Source organism: Paenibacillus sp. MAEPY2, assembly GCF_000499205.1.
Taxonomy (GTDB): domain Bacteria; phylum Bacillota; class Bacilli; order Paenibacillales; family Paenibacillaceae; genus Paenibacillus; species Paenibacillus vandeheii.
In genome coordinates this window covers 36,327-59,344 of sequence record NZ_AWUK01000012.1, presented here as the reverse complement: position 1 = coordinate 59,344, position 23,018 = coordinate 36,327, and the positions used below count along the sequence as shown (strand labels likewise).

Annotated in this window: 16 protein-coding genes; 8 read left to right on the top strand and 8 right to left on the bottom strand. The window is 46.2% G+C overall.

Going from position 1 to position 23,018, the window contains the following annotated elements; all coding sequences use genetic code 11:
* Nucleotides 1–21 precede the first annotated feature (21 nt).
* Nucleotides 22–693, bottom strand: coding sequence for a ribose-5-phosphate isomerase RpiA (gene rpiA / locus P364_RS0110745; protein WP_024630130.1), 672 nt, complete (start codon nucleotides 691–693; stop codon nucleotides 22–24).
* A gap of 673 nt (nucleotides 694–1,366) precedes the next feature.
* Between rpiA and P364_RS0110740 the strand changes: the two genes are divergently transcribed.
* Both P364_RS0110740 and P364_RS0110735 read left to right on the top strand, forming a co-directional pair.
* Entirely contained in the window at nucleotides 1,367–3,109 is a 1,743-nt protein-coding gene (locus P364_RS0110740) for a methyl-accepting chemotaxis protein (RefSeq protein ID WP_029880915.1), read from the top strand.
* Nucleotides 3,110–3,154: 45 nt separating this feature from the next.
* Nucleotides 3,155–6,862, top strand: coding sequence for a non-ribosomal peptide synthetase family protein (locus P364_RS0110735; RefSeq protein ID WP_024630128.1), 3,708 nt, complete (start codon nucleotides 3,155–3,157; stop codon nucleotides 6,860–6,862).
* A 126-nt stretch (nucleotides 6,863–6,988) separates the two neighbouring features.
* On the opposite strand, the gene P364_RS0110730 is transcribed toward P364_RS0110735, so the two are convergent.
* Both P364_RS0110730 and P364_RS0110725 read right to left on the bottom strand, forming a co-directional pair.
* Nucleotides 6,989–7,609 (bottom strand): TraX family protein, encoded by a 621-nt coding sequence (locus tag P364_RS0110730; protein WP_236642244.1) that lies wholly within the window; start codon nucleotides 7,607–7,609, stop codon nucleotides 6,989–6,991.
* A gap of 51 nt (nucleotides 7,610–7,660) precedes the next feature.
* Nucleotides 7,661–8,158, bottom strand: coding sequence for a GNAT family N-acetyltransferase (locus tag P364_RS0110725; protein ID WP_024630126.1), 498 nt, complete (start codon nucleotides 8,156–8,158; stop codon nucleotides 7,661–7,663).
* 209 nt (nucleotides 8,159–8,367) lie between these two features.
* Between P364_RS0110725 and P364_RS0110720 the strand changes: the two genes are divergently transcribed.
* Genes P364_RS0110720 through P364_RS0110705 form a run of 4 tightly spaced genes read left to right on the top strand, consistent with a single transcriptional unit; the run spans nucleotide 8,368 to nucleotide 12,343 of the window.
* Nucleotides 8,368–9,813, top strand: a complete 1,446-nt coding sequence (locus tag P364_RS0110720; protein WP_029880914.1) for a spore germination protein — start codon at nucleotides 8,368–8,370, stop codon at nucleotides 9,811–9,813.
* Nucleotides 9,810–10,961 (top strand): Ger(x)C family spore germination protein, encoded by a 1,152-nt coding sequence (locus tag P364_RS0110715; protein ID WP_029880913.1) that lies wholly within the window; start codon nucleotides 9,810–9,812, stop codon nucleotides 10,959–10,961. Before P364_RS0110720 ends, P364_RS0110715 begins: the two co-directional genes overlap by 4 nt.
* A 42-nt stretch (nucleotides 10,962–11,003) precedes the next feature.
* Nucleotides 11,004–11,210 carry a hypothetical protein gene (locus P364_RS0110710; RefSeq protein ID WP_024630124.1) on the top strand — a complete coding sequence of 69 codons (207 nt, stop codon included), beginning with the start codon at nucleotides 11,004–11,006 and terminating at the stop codon, nucleotides 11,208–11,210.
* Between the two features lie 14 nt (nucleotides 11,211–11,224).
* The gene (locus P364_RS0110705) at nucleotides 11,225–12,343 is read left to right on the top strand and encodes a GerAB/ArcD/ProY family transporter (protein WP_024630123.1); all 1,119 of its coding nucleotides are present in this window, start codon (nucleotides 11,225–11,227) and stop codon (nucleotides 12,341–12,343) included.
* A gap of 9 nt (nucleotides 12,344–12,352) precedes the next feature.
* Here P364_RS0110705 and P364_RS0110700 read toward each other — a convergent pair whose 3' ends face one another.
* Entirely contained in the window at nucleotides 12,353–12,826 is a 474-nt protein-coding gene (locus P364_RS0110700; RefSeq protein ID WP_024630122.1) for an RbsD/FucU family protein, read from the bottom strand.
* Nucleotides 12,827–13,123: 297 nt separating this feature from the next.
* Here P364_RS0110700 and P364_RS0110695 point away from each other — a divergent pair, with 297 nt between their 5' ends.
* A complete protein-coding gene (locus tag P364_RS0110695; protein WP_024630121.1) occupies nucleotides 13,124–13,552 on the top strand; it encodes a MarR family winged helix-turn-helix transcriptional regulator in 429 nt (142 codons plus the stop codon).
* A 31-nt stretch (nucleotides 13,553–13,583) separates the two neighbouring features.
* On the top strand, nucleotides 13,584–14,903 hold the full coding sequence (locus tag P364_RS0110690) for an MFS transporter (RefSeq protein ID WP_024630120.1): 1,320 nt from the start codon (nucleotides 13,584–13,586) through the stop codon (nucleotides 14,901–14,903).
* Between the two features lie 102 nt (nucleotides 14,904–15,005).
* On the opposite strand, the gene P364_RS0110685 is transcribed toward P364_RS0110690, so the two are convergent.
* From P364_RS0110685 to yicI, 4 genes are all read right to left on the bottom strand, one after another.
* Nucleotides 15,006–16,307: an MFS transporter gene (locus P364_RS0110685; protein ID WP_024630119.1), complete on the bottom strand. Its 1,302-nt coding sequence runs from the start codon at nucleotides 16,305–16,307 to the stop codon at nucleotides 15,006–15,008.
* 181 nt (nucleotides 16,308–16,488) lie between these two features.
* Entirely contained in the window at nucleotides 16,489–19,398 is a 2,910-nt protein-coding gene (locus P364_RS0110680; RefSeq protein WP_024630118.1) for a glycoside hydrolase family 3 C-terminal domain-containing protein, read from the bottom strand.
* Nucleotides 19,399–19,413: 15 nt separating this feature from the next.
* Nucleotides 19,414–20,430 carry a phosphotransferase gene (locus P364_RS0110675; protein ID WP_024630117.1) on the bottom strand — a complete coding sequence of 339 codons (1,017 nt, stop codon included), beginning with the start codon at nucleotides 20,428–20,430 and terminating at the stop codon, nucleotides 19,414–19,416.
* A gap of 173 nt (nucleotides 20,431–20,603) precedes the next feature.
* Nucleotides 20,604–22,922, bottom strand: a complete 2,319-nt coding sequence (gene yicI / locus P364_RS0110670) for an alpha-xylosidase (RefSeq protein ID WP_024630116.1) — start codon at nucleotides 22,920–22,922, stop codon at nucleotides 20,604–20,606.
* Between the last annotated feature and the right edge of the window lie 96 nt (nucleotides 22,923–23,018).

The window sequence follows — 23,018 nt, the reverse complement described above, 5'->3', positions numbered from 1 at the left end:
TGCAATGACCTCGCTTTCAGTTCAGGAACGATGACGCTCATCGATGCTGCCATCACTCTTCGCAAGAATGACGGTGTCCGCCATATTAATAAACAGTCCATTATCGACAACACCTGGCAGCATATTTAACTGAACGTTAAGCTCCGCAGCTTGTTCTATGGCTTCCATACGGCAATCCGCAATGAGGTTTCTATTATCCGTAAGATACCGTTGATCCCCATCCATACGCCATTCTGGGTTACACCCAAGCTTCTCCAGCGCCTCGAAAGTCCACTCTGACGCAAAAGGAACCACCTCAACCGGCAATGGAAATTTCCCCAGCTTTGGTACTGCTTTGCTGCCGTCGGCCACAATAATCAGCTTGTCGCTGTTTGCAGCTACAATTTTCTCACGTAAAAGCGCACCGCCGCCACCCTTGATCAGGTTAAACTCAGGGTCAACTTCATCTGCACCGTCAATGGTCAGATCCAGACGTCCAATCTGATCAAATGGAACGATCGGAATCCCCCACTCCTTGGCGAGCTTGTCCGATGCTTCCGAGGTAGCTACCGCCTGAATGTTTAACCCTTCTCGTACCCGCTCACCAATTCGACAAATAGCGTAATACGCCGTTGAACCTGTACCCAACCCAACCTTCATTCCATCTTGAACATATTCTGCCGCGCGCTCAGCTGCTATCTGTTTAAGATTCATCTATAAACCCCCGCTGCTCATGATTTAAGAAATGCATACTGTAGTTATTATAGATAAAACCGCTTCCGATGTATATCTGTGCAATGAGGTATTCCACTGGGAAACTTGGCCTGTTTCTCTGCTTCACATGCATCATTGATCATGCTTATGTATGTTCTTGGTTAGATTAAATGCCAAATCCAAACATCATTTCCTTTACATTCTCCTCCTTGGTGCACGATTGGAAAGGCAGATGATAGGATCATTTCTCTGTCATTTGCCTTATTTTCTTCAAAGTTTAAGGATGTTTTTTAACCCACCATGTTATAGAATACAGAATGAAACTAAAAAATGGGAATTATTTTAAATAAACAGTTCTAAATACCTACATCTTGCTTTCATATGTCCATAAATACGTAAAATATTAAAAAAGTTTTAACAAAACTATTCAATCTGACGACATTTTATACGACATATTAAGTATAGATGTGTTTTAATAATTAGACACCTATAGGTATCTAGGTAAAAATTTCTCTACATAGCGACTACAAACCCAAGACCATGGTCGCACATTATGCCTTTGGAGGGGATTAAGAAATGATGTAATTGGCGTCATAAAAGCAAGCAAAATATATGTTTTTAATTCAAAGAAGATCAGGAGTGGACTTTAGTGAAATCATTAAGTTGGAAAAGCATGTCGTTTTTCTCAAAAAATCTGTTACTTTCATTTACGAACATTATCATTATCGGCGTGGCGCTTATTGCCAGCAGCTACTATTTTCAAAAAACGATTCTTGTAGATCAGTTACATGGTCAAGTAGAACAAATTACCAAAAAATGGGCAGAAGGTATTGATTCCACTGATGTACAGGCTGCTATCACAGAAGGCAGTTATGATGGAAAAACACAAACAAAATTGCGCGCCTATTTCGATGAAATGCAGCAATATTATCCCAACATTGCACAAGCCTATATCTTTGGCGTTGAGCTCGGTGGAGATAACAAGCGGTTAACTTCCCTTGTCGCCATGCCAACCAATCTAAAGGAAGCCTTTCAGAGTGAAAATGTAAATATCGGCGATATGTACGAACAGCCTGTCGTTGTGGCAAATGCACTCAAAGAAATGTTGAATACTGATCGTCCAACATTCACCACATTTTATTCCGATGATTTCGGAACTTGGACAACCATTGCTTATCCGATCAAGGATAGTAACGGCAAGATTTATTCCTACTTTGCAGTTGATGCGGACGCATCAGCGGTACCGGCCGGACTGAACAAATTGCTTAAAAACGGAATTATCATCCTGGTAGCTTTCCTGCTGCTGTTCCTGATTATCCAATATCTTGTTGTCAAAAACACGCTTTCCCCTATTCGTCACTTGATCAAAGGGATTGATGACGTAAGTCGGGGTAATTTGAATGTCAAGATTCCAACTGGTAAAGACGATCTTGGAATTGTGAATGAAAAGTTCAATACCATGGTTCGCAAGATTAACGATACTATCGTCAAAGTGCAAATTACTTCACAAGAAGTCAATGAGTCTGCCAAGGAATTGTATGAAGTCTCTGAGAGAAACAGCGAGAATGCGGATTCCATCAATAACAACGTTTCTCAAATTACGTCCAACATTCGTGCACAGGAACAGGCCACCCGGGATAGTGCCCGTGCAATGTCCGAGATGGCAGTCGTCATTCAGACTATTGCCAGCAGCTCAGCGAGTGTAGCAGACGAAGCCTATGAAATGGAACGCCGTTCACAACTAGGAAACAGTGTTGTTCGTCAGGTGTCCGAACAGATGAATCTGATTACGGAATCTGTTAAAAATACCGCTTCTGCCATTCAGGTTCTGGAGAGCCGCTCTCAGGAAATTGGCGATATTCTGAATATCATCTCAGGTATATCCAGCCAAACGAACCTGCTTGCGTTGAATGCATCCATCGAAGCAGCACGTGTTGGTGAGGAAGGCAGAGGATTCGCAGTTGTAGCGGGTGAAGTACGCAAGCTTGCTGAGCAATCCGAACAATCCACGAGCCAGGTTGCTGTACTGATCCAGGAGATTCAAGCTGAAATCAGACAAGCCGTTCGTGCGATGGAACAGGGTACTTCCGAAGTGGATACGGGCCTCAGTGTAGCTGATCAAACCGGTCAATTGTTCGAAGAAATTCTGGAAGCAGCCAAAAAAGTATCGAATCAGATTCAGGAAGTATCCAGCGCTACTGAAGAAATCTCTGCAGGTACAGAAGAAATGACAGCAACTGCGGATGATTTGTCTTCCAGCGTGAGTAAGACAGCTGATAACAGTGAACGCATCTCTTCTTCTGTTGATGAACAAAAAGCATCTCTAATTACACTTGTTGATTCTTCTACCCGTTTGAACACGATGTCTGAGGAACTGCAAGAACTGATTTCTCATTTTAATGTAAGCAAATTATAATTCAATCCACAATTGAACGGTTTGAACCAAGGAGGAAAAACTGAAGTGGTCAAAAATCAATCATCGTCTTCCCACACAGCGGAATCTGGCCTGCCGGTTCTTCAGATTCCACTGGATTATGGGCGCCGTCAACAAATCTTCTCTTATGAGTCTGCTCATATACCACTAGAAAAGTCTCTGGGGCGGGAACTCCAACAGAAGTTCAACTCAGAAAACGTCTATCCAGCATTACTGACTGCGTATGCAGCATTATTATTCCGTTTGTCAGGGGAACCGGAACTTGCCATTGGCACGTTGGCTCCAGACCAGGCAGCTTCCCATGTGTTATTGCAGATTCAAGGCAAGTTAACCTTCAGTGAGCTGGTACGTCAAATTTCAGATCAACTTCAGCACCATCATACGCTCCAAACTGGAGGAAACCCAGAAACCCTGTTCATGTTTAATCGAGTCCAGTTGCCACAGGCTCCTCAATTGTTAAATTGGAATATTCGTGATGATCAGGATATGCTCATTCTGGATCTGTTCTACGACAGTTCACTTCTGAATGAATCTACGGTCACAAGATATGCAGAGTATTATCAGACCCTGCTTCGCGCCATGTTGCGAAATCAAGACAAAGCAATCGGTACAGTGGACATTTTGTCCGCTTCAGACCGGTTGTTATATAGAGAAATGAATGACACAACCGTGCTCGAACCGGAGCATCAGACGATTCATGGCTGGTTCGAAGCGACAGCAGCCCAATATCCTGAATCACCGGCAATTACGTCTCCAACCGGCCGTTACACGTATAGAGAACTGAACGAACGTGCGAATCAGGTTGCGCGTGTGCTGTTATCCAACGGATTGCAAAAAGGAGAATTTGTCAGCATCTTTATGGAGCGGAGCCTGGAAACGATTATTTCTTTGCTCGGTATTCTCAAAGCTGGCGGAGTATACGTTCCTGTCGACCCTGAGCATCCACAAGAACGCAACAGTTATATTGTCGAAGATACAGCTTCATCATTTGTCCTGACCAAAGAGTCCTCTTTACTTGAAGCTTCACGGTTATTTTCAGGTATTACTACGGTTCGCCAAATCCTGGCCGTGGACGGACGCCTTGCCGGATTTGCAGCAAGCAACCCCAATCTGGATATTCAACCAGATGATCTGGCGTATATCATCTATACTTCAGGATCTACCGGCAAGCCCAAAGGTGCACTTATTGCCCATCGGGGTGTCGCCAATCTCGGTAGTGTTGTGCAGCGGGATTGCGATATTAAACCAGGTGACGTATTAACCCAGTTTGCTACATACAGCTTCGACGCATCAGTGTGGGATACGATTGGCGCCTTGTTCTACGGAGCAGAATTGTACCTGTTATCGGCGGAGGAACGTGTATCCGTTGAAGAGTTTGCGAGTGCAATTGAGCGCACAGGCACAACGATTATTACGATACTGCCAACCATCTTTTTCAACCAGCTGGCTTCCTTCCTGTCAGATGAAGGCTTCCACAAGCTGGCTAAAGTCAAAATCATTACCGTGGCCGGAGAAGCTCTCTACGGTGAGCAGGTTCGTGCCTTCCAACGCAAATTTGGCAACCAGATTGATATTGTCAATGTATATGGACCCACGGAATGTACAGTAGCTACAACGACCCATCGCATTAGTGAGCAAGTTCCGGAAGGTGTCGTTAATATTCCAATCGGAAGACCGATTCATAACTATAAAGTGTATATCGTCAACGAAGAACAGCAACTCTGCCCGGTAGGCGTCCCTGGCGAGGTATATATCGCGACACCTGCCCTGGCTCAAGGGTATCTGAACCAGCCGGAGCGCACAGCGCAGGCATTCATTGATAATCCTTTTGCCATTGATGAGAAAATCTATAAGTCTGGTGATATAGCCAAACTGCTCGATAGCGGATTACTGGAATATGTCGGACGCAGCGACTCACAATTGAAGATTCGGGGTCACCGGATTGAAATCGGGGAGATTGAGGATCATTTTGCCCGTCTGGATCAGGTCCAGGATGTCGCCGTGATTCCCAAGAAGGAATCGGATGGTCAAAACATGCTCGTAGGATACTTTACGTCCAAAGATGGCAATACACTTTCCGTTGCGGATATCAAAGCCGAGCTTACCGTTAAGCTCCCTTCCTATTTTGTACCGAAATGGATATGTCAGCTCGACGAAATGCCGATCGCACCGACAGGAAAAATCAATCGAAAAGCGATGGTATCTCTGCCTCACGTCGAGCGTCATGAAGATCGTCCTGATCGGGTACTGCCGGAGACGGAAAATGAAGCCATTATTATGGAAGCATGGAAAGAAATTCTTCAGCACGATGACTTTGGTGTGGAGGACAGCTTCTTCGCCATTGGCGGCGATTCCCTTCGGGTCATCCATGTGCTGGTCCTTCTGAAGCCGCATTATCCGCAGCTGAAAATTGCTGACTTTTTTGCCGAAAAGACGATTCGTGCTTTGGCACAGCATGTGGAGACGCTGGCTCAAATAACAGAAGTTACTGCCCATTCCTCAGTGCGTGAGGGCTTAATCACCCAATTGTCAGAACATCCTGTAGAGCTGAGATCCCAGATTGGTTACCCGGATATTCTAAATCCCGAGCATGTGCTCTTGACCGGGGCTACCGGATATCTTGGTTCCCATGTGCTGCAGCAGTTGATTCTAACTTCGAATACACGCATCTATACTCTTGTTCGCCGCCCTGCAGATGGAAGCTCCGCGATGGATAGACTGAGCAACGTCATGAAGGGTTACTTCGGGCCAGAATTATTGCCTCTCCTCGCATCCCGTGTCGAGATTATCGAAGGTGATCTGGAGCAGCCGAATCTTGGTCTTTCTGCCGAGCAGACGACTTATGTGCAAGAACGAATTGACCGTGTGATACACTGTGCTGCTGATGTACGACATTTCGGTGATGCAGCACAATTCGCCAAAACCAACGTGGATGGAACCATCGCACTGCTTCATCTTATTCGCAGCAAGCCGGGTGCTTCCTTCCACCATGTATCCACGATGGGGATTCCGGAAGATCTTGCACTCAGTGGACAGTGGGAAACCTCATTACAATATGACCGCTTCCCTGCAGATTTGCACGTGGACAACCTGTACTCGGACAGCAAGCTTGAAGCTGAGAAAGTGCTTATGATTGCTGCCGAAGAGGGTGTGCCTGTGAGCATCTATCGTGCTGGTAATCTGACCTGTCATTCTGAAACGGGACGCTTCCAGTCCAACATCGATAGCAATGCCTTTTATCGTATGATTAAAGCGATGTTATTGCTGGGCAAGGCTCCAGCAGCCGACTGGATGGTTGATTTTACGCCGATTGACTATGCAAGTCAGGCAATTGTACATCTGGCATTGCGCCAAGACACAGCAGGACGAGTATTCCATATCTGTAATCCGGAGCCGATCAGCTACGATGATCTGATTCGTTCTGTGAATCGGGCCGGCTATGACGTGGAGACTCTGCCCTTTGCAGAGTACACCAACTGGTTGTTCGATGGCAGTGTCAGCAAGGACCCTGAGGCGCTTCAACTGGCAATCGCGCAGCTTGAAGGAGACGGTGCCAAGGATTCTGCATACGTGTATGCTTCTCCTGTAACAACCGCCTATGTGGAACCAGCCGGAATTACTTGTGCCAAAACGGATGATCGTTTCATCTCAAACATGCTAGAGCATGCCATTGAGATTGGTTATTTTCCTAAGGCCGTACGACCGCATTTTGGCACTTCTTCAACGAAGGAGTAAATTCAATACTGTGAATGCATGTAGTGTAGTGCTTCCACTGAAAAAATTTAAAGAAGCCCCCCAACGTCAGTGATGACGTTGAGGTGGCTTCTTTCTTCATGAAGGCTCTTTCTTCAAGAAAGCTTCTTAAATCCAGCGAATCAAGGCAATGACCGCCAAATGTGCAGGATAAAAATAACGCCAAATCCAACGTGGACCTTTCAGACGGAACCCTGCGTTATAATACTGGGCCACTGCGATTCCAACGGTAGCGATTACGCTGTACATCTGAACGGAGCTGCTGTACAGCAAAATATACAGAACATTCAAGAGCACATGAGCCATGACCAGAATGGGTCCCTGGAAGTAACGGAACAGCATTACAAGCAGCAAGCCATACATGCCGTAATCCATATGGGTCATCTCCATGACCAAGCCTACCCCGAGCACAATCGGAATTCCCAGCATACGGTTCGGAAGTTTATCGAGTACGAGCAACACAAGCAGGGCTGACCACAATGTCCATACCACATTCAGCGAAAAATGATTAAAAGCCGCCATAAACGGCAATTGCGAAAGAACAGCAATCCAGAACAAGCGCCATATGTATTTTTGTACGTTGCGCGTATGTTTATAACCGATATACACGGCAAAAGCATAGATTGGAAAAGCAATCCGACCAATAATTCGCAGCTCGGTTACCTCCGGATAAAAGACGGCTCCTATATGATCAATCAACATCGTAATCATCGCTATCCATTGCATCATTTTGAGCTAATCCCTCCCTTGCCCTGAAGTTCAGGGGTCTCCATGAATTGCTTATACTTGAAGTTCATAATACATGAACTCGGTATCCAACGTATAGCCTTCTGACTCATATAATGCCTGAGCCTTCTTGTTGCTTATCGCTGTGGAGAGCACGATTCGCACAGCTCCACTCTCATCTCCCATTCGTCGTGCAGCTTGCAGGAGCTTACGCGCAATTCCCCTCTGGCGATGATCCGCATGTACGTACAGGTCATTAAGCACCCAGATCGGTCTCATGGACACTGAGCTAAAGCTTGGATAAAGCTGTACAAATCCACCCAACTCGCTCGATAAGGGCTTATCCGTCAAGCTGCTCTCCGATCTCTTGTCTGTATTCACTTCCAACTCTGCGATCAGAATAACCGATTCATTGCGTTCTATACGTTCTCTTATATATTCATTCGCTCCGTTCAGATCTGTAAGCTGATCGTAAAACATCCTATACTCATTGAACAGCTGTGCAACGCCATTAACATCCCCAAGCTCAGCACGTCTAATACGATACGTCATCTTCCTTCAACCCCTTATATAAAACGTCTACCCGCTTCATGCCACCCTCTTATTTTAAGCCAAATTTGATGCTCTCCCCATTCATCATCTGCATCAAAGTTTGTAATATATTTCGATAATCCAAACTTAAAAGTATATTTCATTGGAAGCGTCGCACACTATAGTCAGATTAGAGACTCAGGATTACAGCATAGGGAGGCGAAACTGAAATGGAAAAAGACAATATCTATGAACAGGTTAGGGCTAATCTGTTGGGTGTTGCCGACATAATCTATCAGCCTTTTCAAATCGGACCTTTCCATTGTGAACTCATCTATATTCAGTCCATTGTGGATACCCCTACCATGCGGGAAGCCATCGTCAAACCACTGCTTGAAGAAGCCTCACGAAAGGAAATAGATCATCAATTCATTACCCGTGTCGTGACCGGTTCATTTTTCACCCTTAACAGCCACCACTCAAATTCAGCAGCAACAATTGTGGATGATATCGTTTCAGGTAATGCAGCATTATATATCGAGGGTATTTCGGGCATGATCCATTTCGCTCTTCAAAATTATCAAAGACGTTCCGTAACGGAATCAAGCAACGAAGTTGTCATTGTTGGGCCTCAGGAAGCCTTCATCGAAGATATTCATGTGAATATGTCTCTGCTTCGGCACAAAATCAAACACCCTGATTTGAAAATGATCAAATTCACCATTGGAAAATACACCAAAACCGAGGTATTCGTTGTGTATATTCAAGGGTTATGCAAACCGGACATTTTGGAGAACGTGCTGGATAGCCTCGGTAACATTGATATGGACAGCAGCTTGGGCGTGAGTTATTTATCTGAATTTCTGGAGGATCATCCGCTCTCTCCTTTTCCGCAATATCAATATACCGAACGGCCGGACACGGTGGCGGCCGCACTGGTTGAAGGGCGGATCGGGGTCATGCAGGACGGAACACCGTTTTCCCTGCTCATTCCCGTAACCTTTTTTTCTTTAATGCAGTCTTCGGAAGACTATTATCAACGATTTTATTCTGCTTCCTTTATCCGGCTTATTCGTCTGTTGTTTGCCTTTATAGCCTTCCTGCTGCCATCCTTTTATGTCGCCGTCACTACTTTTCACCCGGAAATCATTCCGACCAACCTGCTGATTACAATTGCTTCTGCCAGAGAAAACATTCCCTTCCCCGCCCTGATTGAAGCGCTCATTATGGAAGTGACCTTTGAAGGTTTGCGCGAAGCGGGAATTCGTATACCGAAGCCGCTGGGCCAGACGGTATCCATTATCGGTGGGATTGTTATTGGTCAGGCGGCCGTACAGGCTGGAATTGTCTCAGCACCATTGGTTATCGTCGTATCCATCACAGGTATTGCTGCCTTTATCATCCCGCACTTTGAGCTCGGACTGGCCTTCCGGCTGCTTCGTTTTCCAGTGCTGTTTATGGGCGGAACGCTGGGTCTGTTCGGCATCGTGATCTCGATCTATCTGATCTATTGGTATATGGTCAGTCTTCGCTCATTTGGCGTTCCATACATGCAGCCCTTTGCTCCTCTCGTACTTCGTGATTTCAAGGATACTATCGTTCGTGTGCCCTGGTTCCTGATGAAGCAGCGTCCAACAGCTTACGAAGATGCGAATAAAAAAAGGCAAAAAACATGAAAACGTTAATCATTACAACCAAACTGAGTGTCGTTTTGATATGCGTTTTACTTTGCAGTGGCTGCTGGTCCAAAGTGGAGATAAATGAACGTACGTTTATTACGACCATGTATGTGGATAAAGGAGAAAAACCAGGTGAAATCGATATTTCACTAAGTATGCCGCTGCCGAACCGTCTCACTCCGGAAGGAACGGGAGGACCCGGTAAAAATCCATATGCTCTCGTTTCGGCTTCCGCATCCACCATCGCTGATGCGATGGAGAAAATCCAAACAGATCTCACACGAAAGCTTTCCTGGGGGCACACACGGGTAGTGGTATTTGGTGAGGCATACGCCAGAGAAGGAATTCAAGATACGATGGAATGGATTTCACGTGAACCTTTGTTCCACCTTAGCAGTTACATCATGGTTGCGAAGGGCAGAGCCCGAGACGTAGCTGATCTGACCCCGGTTTTCGAAGAAACACCCAGTGATGTGTTAAGAGAATTTGCAACTGAAGAAAATATGTTAAAGACACAAATGCTCAGTGTACTTATGGCTGACAAAATGAATCAGGGCTTTGCCGCCCCCTTACTGGAATCGAAAGCAACCACAATGGCAAGTGAGGAGAACAAACGGAAGCAATGGACCAGTCAGGTGGGCGGTGCTCTTTTCAAACAGATGAAGATGGTTGATTCGATCTCACCCGAAGAAACAAGAACGGTAGCCTGGGCCAATCGCAGATTGGATACTTTGTCCGTCTCCGTGGAAACCGATGACGAGAAAGCGAGTATGACCGTCTATAATATGAATTCCAAAATCAAGGTCAAACTTGTAAATGGACAACCTTTTTTTGACATCACTTTAAAGGGTGCGGCAGAACTGAATTCCGTGATCCCCGTTCTAAAGGTCAAGGATGTGGTGGGCGTTAAACAAATACAGCAAAAGGCCAATGAAAAGGCGAGTGCCTATTTAACAAACGCAATAAAGGCCGGTCAACGAAAAAAAGCTGATATTCTGATGCTTGGTTATCGTCTGGAATGGGCCTATCCTCGCATCTGGGAACAGTTGCGTCCCGTTTGGAATGATTATGTCAAAAACGATTTGCAGTTTAACGTGCATGCCAAAATCAACATCCAGTTCGTAGGATCGGAATCCAGCTACTGATAGGACAGTTGAAAGTGTCAGGCCACTTTAGGAGGTAAACCAATGATTGCTGTTGTTCTGTTTGCCGTACTGTACATACTCGAGTGGCCTATGATCAAGTCCAGCAAAAAAGGAGTAAAAAGGGCCTATTTCGTTCTGCTGGGCCTATTTCTACTGTTGAATACCCTGGCTGTCTCTGTACCGGGCTGGCCTAATCCCAATGATGTCATCAGGCTGGTCTTTGGCTGGGCAGACCGCTTATTTGGCTAAGAAAGGAGTACGCCATGATCAAATTGTCTGCCGGACAAGCGTACCGTTTTATGTTTGTCTACCTGTATTCCGAACCCATAGCTTTCCTCCTGCAGCGCTTGTTTAAAATGAGTGGTTATCAAGGGTGGATATCCATCCTTGGCGGGTTTGGGATCAGTCTGATTCTTCTCTTCTTCACATACAGATTGGGAGCGGTTCACCCGGATCGACCCTGGGTTGATTTTGGTGACGAAATTGTGGGCAAGGTCGTTCACAAGCTGTTCCTTGGTCTCATTGTGTTACTGTGCCTGTATTTGATATCCGTTGACGTAGAGAATTTCATCGTTTTTCTGCAATCTATGTACTTACCCGAGACACCTATATGGCTGACAGCAACCGTAACCATTTTATGTATCAGCCTCTCCGCGCGCTCAGGTTTGATAACCATTGTCTATTTATCAGAAGGGATATTTTTGGTGCAAATCTTTACATCTACTTTTCTCATGCCTGCTGTAACAGGCGGGGGGAATCCGGATGTACTGCTCGCCATGCTCACTCATCATGATCTGAAAGAAATTTTCATGGGCTCGATTTCAACCATGCCCTGGTTTTCCGAATGGATGATGTTCCTGTTCCTTGCCCCTGCCATCGCTTTCAGGCGGCCGCTTCTACGAAGTATGTTGTTTGCAGGCTCTACACTTGCATTATTCATTATCGTATTCTGGATGTTTACTTTAATGAATTTTGGACCTTACGAAGCCAGCAGTCTTCGCTACCCTTTGCTGGAAATGATACGTTTTGCCCGTTACGGCGATTTTCTGGATAACCTGGACCCATTCCTGATTGCCATTTGGTCTACGACCATGTTTACTCGCAGCTCGTTTCTGTTATACGCAGCCTCGGTTTGTCTTGCCAAACTTACCGGAGTTCGAAAGGATAGAACGGTAGTCTATCTGCTCGCGGGAACTGCTGCTACTTATGTGCTTCAATATGCAAAAGACGCGGCTTCCTATGAATTAGCCATTCGTTCTTACGCCATCGCTACCTATGCCGTACTTATCGAGTGTATGCCTATACTATATGTTATTGTTTACTGGCTGCGTTCTGGGAAAAACAAAAAGGCGAGCGAGGCCTCCGCCTCTTCGTCGCCTTGAACTCTAAGTTCAGTTTAATTCCACTTTTTTTGATTGCGGAAAAAGATCAGTATCTGGAAAAATGACCCCTTTTTTCAAAATCAAATTGGCATACTGCGCACGTTCACCGGTTGCAATGATAACATAGGCGCGGGAAGCCCTTTCATAAAACGCGAAACGCTCTTCATGATCAAAGGCATCCGTGATGCCCTCATGGTCCAGGATCAGCCTGCGATAATCTTCCCATATCATAGGCACCACCTGATCCCCCTTGACGACCTGCATTACGGCTGCCGGCCGCTCAGCGTACGTATCCAGCGGATACAAACTTAAAATGGCATCCAGTAATTCGACCGTACCCAGCGCATCACAGCGAACCAGCCGCTGGGCATGACTCGCTGCGGGGAAGTTACCATCAGCCAGTACCAGTTCGTCTCCATGACCCATTTCAGACATGATCTTCAGCAGTTCCGGAGGTATTATTGCGGGAATGTTCTTCAGCATACTCAGCTCTCCTCAGTCAGCTCCATAGGTAGCTGGAGCAGATTCGTCTTCGTAACCTCACCATCATGTAGTCCAATTACCGCAATACAGCGGCACTTCCATTTTATCAGTATTTTCCAACGTTTGCATATTTCAATGTGCGCATAACGATTATTCCACTGTGAATTCACATATGGACGATCTTATAACGGCGCTGATATTCATAAATCCGTTTTGACAAAATTAATTGTTTAGCATATAGTTGTTATAACAAGTAAATGAATTGAGGCTATTTTGCTTAAAGAAAGAGAGGATTATATGGGGAACGACTATTCGCTCGATCAATCCATTGGATTCATGCTGGGCATGACACATCGCAAGGCGTCAGCTTTACTAGCCATACGTTTCAAACCCTATGATATAACAACAGAGCAATTTTCAGTTCTGTTCAACATCGGTAGAGGCGAAGGCGTGAATCAGAAGGAAGTCGCCACTCGCGTCTACAAGGATCAGCCCACAACTGCCCGCATTATTGATCTGTTGGAAAAGAAAGGCTGGGTCGATCGGCGGACCAGCGAACAGGATCGCAGAGCCTACTTGCTCTACTTGACCGAAGAAGGAAAAAAATTACTTGACCAGCTTGTTCCGCTCGAAAGAGAAATGAATAAAAATCTGATTGAAGGTATTCCCGAAGACCAGATGGAAGCATTTAGACATACTCTTTCCCTCATGAACAGCAACTTGTAACGAACTTTACACCAGGGGGAATGAACAAAAAATGAAATCACAATCAGCACAAGTCAAACTATGGACCACCGATTTTATCCTGCTCATGTTATGTAACTTTCTACTCTTTCTGCAACTTCACATGATTGTATCCCCACTTCCTTCTTATGTGCAGGACCGTTTTCACGCCAATGCCTTTGAAGTCAGCCTCTTTACCTGTCTTTTTGCCCTTAGCGCCATTGCTGCTCGGCTCTATTCAGCCAAAGCATTGGAGAAGGGTCTTCGTAATGCCATGATCTATATTGGCCTGACGGTTGCCTTACTCGCTACACTCGGATATTATTTTGCTGCCGGGATTGCTGTCCTGTTATTGCTGCGTATGGTGTTCGGTATCGGATTTGGCATGGGTAGCACGGCTTTCCCGACGATGGCATCTGATATTGTGCCTGTGAAACGGATGGGTGAAGGTATGGGCTATTTCGGACTGTCCACAAGTTTAGCCATGTCCATGGGTCCCATTATTGGGGTCACCGTGCTGCAGGGCGCTGGGTTCGTGACACTCATGTTGTGTACGGCGGGGGTTATAGTGGTCATCTATCCACTCAGTTATTCACTGACTCGCAAAAAAGCTAGGAGGGTCAATGACGAGGTGGTACCGACTCCACCGGCTGGAACAGCTGCAATATCTGGCACCAAGGTAAAGACGCCCTTCAACCGCAAACTGATTCTGCCAAGTGTACTGAATTGTTTGCTGTCCATCACATATGGCGGACTTGTTGGATTCATCGTGTTGTACGGAAAGGAAGCCAACCTGGCTAACCCTGCACTGTTCTTTTTGTTTAATGCTCTCGCTGTCCTGCTGGTCAGACCATTTGCAGGACGGATCTATGACAGTAAAGGTCCGAAAGCGTTACTGATTCCCGGAGCGATATTCATTGCTGCTGGACTGATTACTCTCTCATATGCTTCTTCTATGCCTATCTTGTTTGTTGCTGCATTTTTATACGGGATCGGATATGGTTCCATCCAGTCCTCCATGCAGACCTGGATGATCCAGATTGTCTCTCCATCACAGCGCGGTATGGCTAACGGCATGTTTCTGAATACGCTGGATTTAGGGATTGCTATGGGAGCACTTCTGCTGGGCGCTATTGCTTCCATAACCAGTTATACCGATATGTATCGTTATTCCGTTATATTCATGATCCTATTTCTCCTGATCTACCTGATTCAAGGAAAACGAAGTGGAGGTTTTGCAGTTCCTGTCCATCCGCTATTGAGTCATACACATATTGCTGGGCAGGACTCCGAACGACCTAAGCATACTGAAACTGCAAGTGAAAATGACACACCTACTCAACGAAAAAAATAACTGATGCAATTACGCTGCTGTACTTCAATTCATTAGAACGCGTCTACTCTGTAAGGGAACCATACTTCCCCCAGAGTAAACGCGTTTTTTTATAGTAATTAATCAGAGTGGACTTTTCTTTCTACGTCCTGGCACATACCCATTTGGCTGTTTCACATCATCATAATCAGGTTCACGATGATTTTGGCCACCGCCTGATGTAGGCTGATTTCCCTTATCCGGCTTGACTGCCAATAACGTAAGCAAGCCTCCCACCGCCCCGGACGCGGCGAGAATACCAAACAGAATAAAATGGTGGGACCCGATTAACAGTGACACAATAGGAGGTCCGAGTGACACACCGATAAAACGCATACTGCTGAACAACGCCGTGATGGTACCGCGCTGTTCCTTGTCCACCCCTTCAGTAACCATAGCATCCAGACATGGCAGTGTAGCACCTATTCCTGCTCCGCCAAGGGTAAACAAACCGACAACGACATAAATGTTGTCAAAAAGCCCGATTACGCCAAGAGATACCGTTAAAACAGCAAGTCCGATAAACCCGAGCCATTTCATCCGTGTCTTGTCCTTCCCAATCCACTTTCCAGCAAAGAAAGATGCCAGACACAAGGCTGCCAGCGGTATGGCAAGTACAAGCCCTTTAACAACACCTTTTAATTTGAACTCCGATTCCAATGTCTCCGACAGATAAAAAAGCACGCCAAAGAGAACAAACATGCAAATTCCGCCGATGGCAAAAATCGCATACAGCCAGCGCCCCTTTTCTTTCAGCACACTGCGGATGGAAGCAACAAATTCGTGAAAGCTCTGTGGTTCTTCCTTCCTCTTGGGTGTTTTCACCAGGAAAATAACCAAGACCAATGAAAGCAAACAGAGTACCGGAATAGCCATAAAAGGCAAATACCAAATCCAGACAGCGAGAGCTGCACCCAAAATCGGACTTAGTACCTTGCCGAAGGTATTCGAGGTTTCAATAATCCCAAGGCTTTTACTCACTTCGTTTTCATCATCGAACATATCTCCAACCAATGGAATGACAATCGGGAAAGCCCCTGCTGCCCCTATCCCTTGCAAAAGTCTGCCACCGAGAATGGTCCAGTATGCCGCATTTCCATTCAGCATCCAGGCTGCTCCTCCTGCTACCGCACCTCCTGCGGCTGCAATGATAAGACTGGGTATAATGACGGCTTTCCTGCCGAAACGATCCGACAGATATCCTGCAAGTGGAATGAGCAGGATCGCGACGACCGCATAAACCGTAATTAACATGCTGACCTTGAATGAGGACACTTTCAATTCACGCTCAATCTGCGGAAGGATGGGGATCAGCATGGAGTTGCCCAGTGTCATAATGACCGGGATGGAAGCGAGTGCGACGAGATCCCACTTTTTATCGTTCATACCTCAACCACCTTTACAGAATCAGAAAACAACAACGTTATTGTGGGTTGTTCTGCAGTTGAATATACGGCTTATGTAAAAATGATCACTTTGGATAACAACGCAAAAAAAGCTGTCTCACTGAAATCAGTGACATGACAGCCTTTTTGGCTATAAATCATGAAGGTTTATAAATGAAAGGCTAAATCAGCACAAATTGCTGAAGGGCTGCACCGCCCTTGAAAACGATGCAGAGCTGTTCTAGCTCACGCTCTGTCTGAAGTGCACAACGGACGGTGCTCCATTGAAGATTCTTCCCGTTTACAGTCCCAACGGAACCTGGAACGACACAAGTGCCGAGCAGCGGGCCTTTCGGACCTTCCGCTCGAATCTCCAATTCGCCACCTTCTCCGAAGGCAGCCACCCGACCCTCAAATCCGTTAGCTTGCCGGAAAGCATTATCGTGGAATGAAATCCAGGATGGGCCTCCTTCACGATACAGCGGTTCGCCTGAAGCAATGGCACGAACGGCTGATCGTCCTTCCAGACATTCATCCAATAGCACGCCTGCATATGCATCGTAATTTTCCGCAAACGTAGGCAGATTGAGCGCGCGTGCAGGAATGGTTTCACCCTCGATGTGGATCTCTGCCGTTTGACGAATATTTGCCGAGGAACGTCCAGCCATGATCAACCAAGTTGCCGTTTCAAGACAATATCTGTCACGAGTGACATCCCAGAAAGCCAATTTCTGAACAGGAATTTCAAACGAAAGATCTTCCACTGCGCCTGAGGCAAGATGAATCCGCCGGAAGCCGATCAACTGACTTTGCGGGCGCTTCACCCGTGAAGTTTGGGCATGCCCGTACAGCTGCACCACCTCATCGCTGTCTCGTTCCCCTTTGTTCTCCACCTGTATTTCAATCTTCAGTACATCGTCTCCAGAAGATCCCTGCGCTCGCTGTACTCGAATGGCTCTATACTCAAATTCCGAATAGGTCAATCCATGACCAAAGGGATACAAAACTGGACCTTCATGATACATATAAGTTGTACGGTTATGAATAATGTCATAATCCATGATGTCAGGAAGCTGCGATTCATCCTCATACCATGTCATGTTCAGTCTGCCAGCAGGAGCATAATTTCCAAGTAAAACATCGGCAACCGCATTTCCCAATTCCTGACCAGCATGTGTTAAATATACAATTGCCGGAGCCACATCTTTCAAATCTTGCAGTGCAAATGGATAACTGCCCACAATGACGACGACCGTATTTTGGTTCACCTGGCAGACTTCCTTCACCAGCCGAACCTGATCCGGCGGAAGCAGCAGACTTGGACGATCAATTTCCTCTTTGCCGTTAATATATGGACTATTGCCGACTACAACAACAGAAACATCACTATTCTGCGCAGCTTCTTTCGCCTGCTCTATCCCTTTAACAACAACGTCCATCTTGAATAAAGCAGGTTCCTGCGTCTCCACTATGGCTTCCGGATGACCAGATGAACTCAATTCTTCTGTTTGTTCCGGCGTTGGAGACAGAACCCACTGGTCCTGATGCTCATTCAGCCCAAGCGGCAATCCGTTCCACGTACGCAACGTACTGCTTCCATCCGCTTGTGAATCAATCTGCACCACTTCCTTGACAAACCAGCCACCAATCTCCGGTGCACTCGCCTGATAAATCCCCTGTTCGGTTAACGTAACATATCGATTATTCTTCACACTGCGCAGTGTGTGACTTCCCCAGCCCCAGTCTTGATGGGTGAACTCGGCTGTCTCTGCACTTCCCTCTGGCACGGCCACAAGCTTTCCTTCAGCATCGAGTGTTACTATCTTTCCATCGACCGTCTTGAGGCTGATGTGATCATTTCCGTCTGTAAAGGATACTTCTGCACCGGCAAGCTGCTTGCGCAATCCTTTCAGAACGGTAACACGATAAGGCAGTGTGCCACTATACCAATCGGTATAGACCACATCCGCAAGGGGTCCGATTACGCTAACCTTCTGCAATCTTTCCGGTTGGAGCGGAAGCAGTCCATCATTTTTGAGCAATACGATTGACTCCGCTGCCGCTCTATAGCTTAATTTGGCATGTTCAGGCGCACACAATACAGATTCCGATATTGAAGCATACGGATTAAGACCCGTCTGATCCAGCTGTCCCAGTCGCATACGTACGCCAAAAATATTGCGAATGGCCCGGTCAAGATCCTCAACCTCCAGCAAGTTCCGCTCAAGTGCCTCTTCCAAGGCAGATACGACCAAGTCGACCTCGTCCGTCAGACAGTCCACGCCTGCTTTTAAGGCCCCTGCAGCTGATTCCGCATGCGAGGCATGATAACCGTGATAATTGACCGTCTGGGACAAGTCACCCCCATCACACACGATAAAACCTGGCATGGCCCATTCACCCTTGACTACATCATTCACATAGGGACTTTCAATAGCTGGTGTGCCGTTGATAGAGTTGTACGCTGTCATCATCGATAAGGCTCCGCCTTCTACGAAAGGTGTCTCGAATGCTTTTAAATAATATTCACGCAAGTTCCGCGGATCGATGCTGGATGAACAATTCAACCGATCCTTCTCATTATTGTTGGCAAAAAAGTGCTTCAGCGTCGCTACCATTTTTAAATAGAATGAATGATGACCCTGCATGCCTTTCACAAGAGCTGCCGACATTTCTCCCGTCAATACAGGGTCTTCACCGTAGCCTTCTTCGGTTCTTCCCCAACGCGGGTCCCGTTCCAGATCGACGGTAGGCGCCCATAAGGTCAAGCCGTGACGCTCAGGTGCACGATGATGGTATGCTCTGGCTTCATCTCCGATGACAGACCCAATTTCACGCATGAGCTTGGTATTCCAGGTGCTCGACAAACCAAGCGGTTGCGGGAAAACGGTAGCCTCCCCAATCCAGGCAACCCCGTGAGCTGCTTCACCTCCCACATTGTAGCCGGGGATTCCCAATCGGGGCACTGCTGCTTCACGGGTAGGAATTAATCGAATTTTCTCCTCCGTTGTCAGACGCGCAATCAAGTCATTTAATCGTTCCTCCAAGGGTAATGTTGCGTCCCACATCGGATATTGATGATATTCATTCATACTTAACCCTCCTACTTATTTGTTCATTTTGAGTTGCTTCCATTGTTCCAATAGATCCAATGTACGTTCACGATACTTATGCCCTGCTTCCGGCTGATTAACCTGATGTTCATGGACATATGCGTTAAAGTAGGATGACAGTATTCGGTAGGCAAGAAGGCGTGCCTGTCCCTCATCGGACATATCCTGTGGTTGACCATAACCTTTATGAAAAGCAGTGGATGATTCAGTCGATAAAATAGCTTCAAACGCCCTGTCCGCAAACATGGAACGATCCCCATCAATGATGGCAGCAATGGTTAACTCACCATTTTTCTCATGAACAAGCACGTTGGCTTCCCACAGATCGTTATGAACAAGAACCGGAACAGTTACCTGATCAAATAAATCCTTATTCTTAATGAACATATCTGCGATCTCTTCCCCCACACCTGGCATATACCCGACTTGGGCGGCTTTAAGAGACGTTTCCTGAGCAAAAGAGTGCAGCACCTCGGACCAGTGATCCGAGCCTTTAATCGTACCATCGCCTTGCGGCCAGCCAAACGCTGCACCCTCAATCCGATGTATGGCAGCGGTATAAACGCCGAGTTGATGATACAATCGTTCTTTGTCGGACACCGAAATCGATGGGTGGTCCAGCTGCTTACTAGGGATAAACTCCATAAACATGTAGGTTCTAGGAATGACCGATCCGCTGTCATCACAGACGATAATATTTGGAGCAGGAATGCCTGCCTTACGGTAATATTCATAAACAACAGGTTCAGCAGACATCATCGAGCGCTCAAACGAGAATAGCCGATCACTTGCTGAACCGGATGGCATATCTCCCCGCTCTGGTGCTAAACGCAAAATCACATCCGTATGCGATGCATGTTCTAGCTGAATACGATACGTTGTATTAAAAAGACCACCCTGCAAAAGTACAAAATCATTCACAATGGTAGCGGTTCCAAAAGTATTCTCTACTAACTGATGCAGCATCTCTGCTGTAATGGTTTGATGTAAACCTGACTTCGTTGTAATCATTTGATATAACCCCTATCTATATCTGTCGCTTTATAAAATGAACTAAAGAATATTTACTTTTGCTACTTCGATGACAGAACAACCTTACTAGAACCATATTTTCAATGGCATGAATGACAGTAAACAAACAGACGGCACCTTGCGGTACCGCCCTTTTGTTTATGCAATAAACATTACAGTTGAATGGTAAGCGAGCTTGCACCTGCTGCAGCCGTAACGACAACACCATTTGCACCAGACGCTTGGGAACCACCCTCTACGCCGGATGCTCGATCAATGCCACGCAGCACGATATTCCATGGTTTGCCCGCACCTTCAGCACGAACCTCCAGAACAGAACCGTTACGGGATACGTTAACAACCAGCTCCTGCTCAGCATTTTGGTTCACAACAACCGCTTGAGCGGAGTTGCCGTCAGCCAGTTCGAACAAATGAAGGCTTACATCATTTGCAAAGTCATAATCCGGTTTGTTATCCACAGCACCAACCGCGATCAGGCTGTTTGGCTTGATCATCATTGGCAGTGTTTTAAAATCATGGTTTTCACTGATCCAGCGTCCACCTTGTACTTTAGCTCCAGTCAGATAGTTTGTCCAAGTTCCTTCAGGCAGGTAATAACGCACATCGCCTTCCTTATTGAAGATTGGCGCAACCAGAATGGAATCGCCGAACATGTATTGTGTATCCAGGCTATAAGTTGTTGGATCCTCTGGGAAATCCAGCAGCATAGCGCGCATCATCGGAATACCTCTTACAGTCGACTCCACCGCTGAATTGTAAAGGTACGGCATCAGGCTGATTTTGAGTTTGGTAAAGTCGCGAACAACGTCCACAGATTCCTCGTCAAACAGCCAAGGCACACGATACGAAGTACTTCCGTGTAGACGGCTATGAGAAGACAAAAGTCCGAATTGTACCCAGCGTTTGTATACGTCAGGGGTCGCTGTACTCTCAAAACCGCTGATATCATGGCTCCAGAATCCGAAACCAGAAAGTCCAAGTGAGAGTCCGCCTCGAAGTGATTCAGCCATGGATTCATAAGTTGAAGAGCAGTCTCCGCCCCAGTGAACCGGGAACTGTTGACCACCTGCTGTTGCAGAGCGTGCAAACAGGGCCGCTTCGTTTTTGCCAATCTTGTCTTCGAGCAATTCAAAGACAGCTTTGTTATAGAGCTGTGTATAATAGTTGTGCATTTTAACCGGATCAGAGCCATCAAAGTACACGACATCTGTCGGAATTCTTTCACCGAAGTCTGTCTTGAATGAATCCACACCTTGATCAAGCAGGACTTCCAACTTACTCTTATACCAATTCACAGCATCCGGATTCGTGAAATCAACCAGAGCCATGCCTGCTTGCCACATATCCCATTGCCATACGCTGCCATCCGCTGTTTTGACCAGATAACCGTTCTCCATACCTTCATCGAACAAGTAGGATTTTTCAGCAATATAAGGATTGATCCAAGCACATATTTTAAGACCCTTTTCTTTCAGACGTGCAAGCATGCCTTCCGGATCTGGGAACATCGCTTCATCCCATACGAAATCAGACCATTGGTATTCCTTCATCCAGAAGCAGTCAAAATGGAATACAGAAAGCGGAAGATCACGTTCAGCCATGCCATCTACAAAATGGTTAACCGTTGCTTCATCATAATCCGTTGTGAATGATGTTGTCAGCCACAGACCAAATGTCCATGCCGGTGGAAGCGCTGGTTTACCAGTTAATTGGGTATAATTATCAAGCACATCCTTTGGATTGTCACCGCCGATAATAAAGTACTCCAACGTCTCTCCTTCTACGCTGAATTGCACTTTAGATACATTCTCAGATGCAATCTCATACGATACGCGTTCAGGATGGTTTACAAATACGCCATATCCTTTATTGGACAAATAGAAAGGAATGTTCTTATAGGACTGCTCGCTGCTTGTACCGCCGTCCTCATTCCAGGTGTCAACCACTTGGCCATTCTTAACAAACGGCGTGAAGCGCTCACCGAGTCCGTAAACGTATTCACCAATGCCGAGATCGAGCTGCTCGCGGAAGTACGCTTCCTTACTCGGACCTGTAATATAACCAGCCGCTCTTTGGCCGCTACCTGTAATTCGTTTTCCTTCATACAGGAAGCTGACGTCCCAACCATTCGTTTTGTCGATTTGGACTTCCAGATTGCCGCTTTTCAAAACAGCGCCTTGTTCATTCTTCGAAATGTCAACGTTCACATCTTGATGTTTAAGCTCAAATTCAGGCCCCTTTTTCACTCCGCCCTTATGATGATTCAAGGTTACACGAATAACGTTAGGCATAGGGGAGCTGTACGTTGCTTTAAGCAATGTCCCGTTCAACGTGTCGCCTTTGGTGCGAATATATTTAGTTGCCGCATATACGGTCAAAGAATCCTCTTTTTGCACAATATCACGAATGTCAGTCGGGTTTTGAATGTGGTACCCTTCACGAGTCATCCAGAATCCATCAGTAAATTTCATGTTTTCTTTCCCCCTTCGGTTATACTATAATAATATTGACATTAATAACGAATTTCTTCTCATATTTTGACCAAATATATCACGATTTTGATATTT

Bases quoted from the DNA above. Each gene is read 5' to 3' on its own strand.
- P364_RS0110740 (WP_029880915.1), top strand. From the start codon at position 1,367: ATGTCGTTTTTCTCAAAAAATCTGTTACTTTCATTTACGAACATTATC.
- yicI (WP_024630116.1), bottom strand. From the start codon at position 22,922: ATGAAATTTACTGATGGATTCTGGATGACTCGTGAAGGGTACCACATT.
- P364_RS0110705 (WP_024630123.1), top strand. From the start codon at position 11,225: ATGATCAAATTGTCTGCCGGACAAGCGTACCGTTTTATGTTTGTCTAC.
- P364_RS0110730 (WP_236642244.1), bottom strand. From the start codon at position 7,609: ATGATGCAATGGATAGCGATGATTACGATGTTGATTGATCATATAGGA.
- P364_RS0110690 (WP_024630120.1), top strand. From the start codon at position 13,584: ATGAAATCACAATCAGCACAAGTCAAACTATGGACCACCGATTTTATC.
- P364_RS0110675 (WP_024630117.1), bottom strand. From the start codon at position 20,430: ATGATTACAACGAAGTCAGGTTTACATCAAACCATTACAGCAGAGATG.
- rpiA (WP_024630130.1), bottom strand. From the start codon at position 693: ATGAATCTTAAACAGATAGCAGCTGAGCGCGCGGCAGAATATGTTCAA.
- P364_RS0110710 (WP_024630124.1), top strand. From the start codon at position 11,004: ATGATTGCTGTTGTTCTGTTTGCCGTACTGTACATACTCGAGTGGCCT.
- P364_RS0110725 (WP_024630126.1), bottom strand. From the start codon at position 8,158: ATGACGTATCGTATTAGACGTGCTGAGCTTGGGGATGTTAATGGCGTT.
- P364_RS0110685 (WP_024630119.1), bottom strand. From the start codon at position 16,307: ATGAACGATAAAAAGTGGGATCTCGTCGCACTCGCTTCCATCCCGGTC.
- P364_RS0110680 (WP_024630118.1), bottom strand. From the start codon at position 19,398: ATGAATGAATATCATCAATATCCGATGTGGGACGCAACATTACCCTTG.
- P364_RS0110720 (WP_029880914.1), top strand. From the start codon at position 8,368: ATGGAAAAAGACAATATCTATGAACAGGTTAGGGCTAATCTGTTGGGT.
- P364_RS0110715 (WP_029880913.1), top strand. From the start codon at position 9,810: ATGAAAACGTTAATCATTACAACCAAACTGAGTGTCGTTTTGATATGC.
- P364_RS0110695 (WP_024630121.1), top strand. From the start codon at position 13,124: ATGGGGAACGACTATTCGCTCGATCAATCCATTGGATTCATGCTGGGC.
- P364_RS0110700 (WP_024630122.1), bottom strand. From the start codon at position 12,826: ATGCTGAAGAACATTCCCGCAATAATACCTCCGGAACTGCTGAAGATC.